The organism is Borreliella yangtzensis (assembly GCF_014201775.1).
Lineage (GTDB): Bacteria > Spirochaetota > Spirochaetia > Borreliales > Borreliaceae > Borreliella > Borreliella yangtzensis.
On sequence record NZ_JACHFG010000057.1, the window covers coordinates 1 to 1,913 of the forward strand.

Annotated in this window: 3 protein-coding genes; all 3 read left to right on the forward strand. The window is 31.6% G+C overall.

Going from position 1 to position 1,913, the window contains the following annotated elements; genetic code table 11:
* The coding region (locus HNP68_RS06670) for a DUF228 domain-containing protein (protein WP_183221669.1) at positions 1-498 on the forward strand (498 nt) is incomplete at its 5' end.
* Positions 499-519: 21 nt separating this feature from the next.
* Positions 520-1,089 carry a DUF228 domain-containing protein gene (locus tag HNP68_RS06675; RefSeq protein ID WP_183221671.1) on the forward strand — a complete coding sequence of 190 codons (570 nt, stop codon included), beginning with the start codon at positions 520-522 and terminating at the stop codon, positions 1,087-1,089.
* An 18-nt stretch (positions 1,090-1,107) separates the two neighbouring features.
* A partial coding sequence (locus HNP68_RS06680) for a hypothetical protein (protein ID WP_183221673.1) occupies positions 1,108-1,913 on the forward strand: 806 nt, incomplete at its 3' end.

Below are 1,913 nucleotides of genomic sequence, written 5' to 3' on the forward strand. Positions count from 1 at the left end.
AAAAATGAACAAGTTGATGCATATACATTTTCATGTTCAAGTTATGCAGACAAAATAGAAGAATATTTTTATGACCCAAAAAAGAGTTTTCCATATAAGCGCGGAGTAAAACTTGTTCCAAAAGATACTTCTGTATATGTGGAGACTAGTTCAGATACTGATATTTACGGGATATGCGTTGATGTATGTGAGTTTAGCTGCACTGCTTATGTTTTACCAATTACAAATAATTTTGAAGGATATCTTGTTACAAGAAATCCAAGTATAAAAGCTGGGGAAATATTAGATATTAATGAAGCCGGGGTGATTATTAAAGCTGGTGGTGGGCCTCCAACTTATATTAACGCATACGCACTTTCTGATTCATTTGCAATCAATTTTAAATCAGAAGAAGAGATCAAGGACGAAAACCGTAAGCAAGATTATGCTATTAATTTGGTAAAAGTTACTATTTTTGGCAATAGAGCTTATGAGAAAACAGTAGTAGCTGATAGTTAAAAAATAAAAGGAGATAATTGAATGGCAGAAAATACAGCCCAATTAGTAAAAGAATATCAAGAAAAGCGCAGTAAACTAGAAAAATTAATGAAAAATCCACAGCAGGATTCTGGTTTACTTAACAATTCTAATGAATTTAGAGATAAAAATGTAGAATTTTTTGCTTCTGGAGGTACTAGAACTAGTAAGTATGACAAATTAGAAAATCATCCATTTGTTGGCTATCCATACAAGCGTGGAGTCAAAAGAGTTATTAATCAAGAAAAGGCAAATGAACCGCATTATGAGCCTTATGTTGAGGCTGGTGGAGGTGAAGATTTATACGGAATATGCGTTGATATTGATGAGTTTAGCAAAACTGCTACTATTATTCCAATTACAAATAATTTTGAAGGGTACTTAGTAGTAAAAGATGCAACGCCTAAAGCAAAAGAAAAGCTTTATTTCAATAATGACGGCGTTCTTGAAAAGGTTAGTGGGGGAAATAAGCCGATTGTTAATGCGATAGCATTATCTGATGCAAAACAAATTAATGGTGAATATTATTTAATAAAAGTGGCTGTATTTGGGAATAGAGCCAAAAGTAATTAAAACTTAGGAGGATTTAATATGGAATTATTCGATGAAAATTATTATGCAAAAGCTGTAGCTAATATTATAGGCGAAGTTAAAGACCCAATAATGTATAAATGGTTTTTACCAGAACAAATTGAAGATGTTGATCTACAAATGGGTTATCAAAGAACTGTAAAGTGGGACGCTTTTTTAAATGCTAATTCTACAACAATTGCAAATGAGGTTAATACTATCTCAACTATTGGGTTTAGTTCTGAAGTGGTTAGGCTTAATTACTTGAAACTACAGTATAAATTTAGGCACTTAAAGCAAGCCTCTGAAAAGTTTTATACTTCAGATTCATATATCGGTGATATTAATAACAATTTACTTCCTTTTAGTCAAGCTTATAAACTTGCAAGCAGTGAAATTATCAAGCTTATTAATCACTTTGTACTAACTGATACTGTTTCAATTCAAAAAGATAGAAAAAATCAAAAACGCCTACTACCCAATATGTATGGACTACTTAATATGCCCGAACAGATAAAAGAAGAAGTTGCAAGTGGTGATAAAGATAAGATGAATAAAATTTTTGAAAAAATTGAAACTGGACTATCTAAGTTAGAATTGGGCGACGAATTTTCTACACCTATGATGGTAATAGTTGACCCTGCAACTTCATTGAAATTGGTAAAGCCATACACGGTAGGACAAGCCCCTGCATCAAATAGTGAAAAATGGGAAGATGTTCTGATTCAAACTATTAAGGCTATTAATAATAGAGAAGATGTTTATATTGAAACTTCAAACTTATTGAAACATCAAATACTCATTTATCCATTAAATTTAGAACTAAT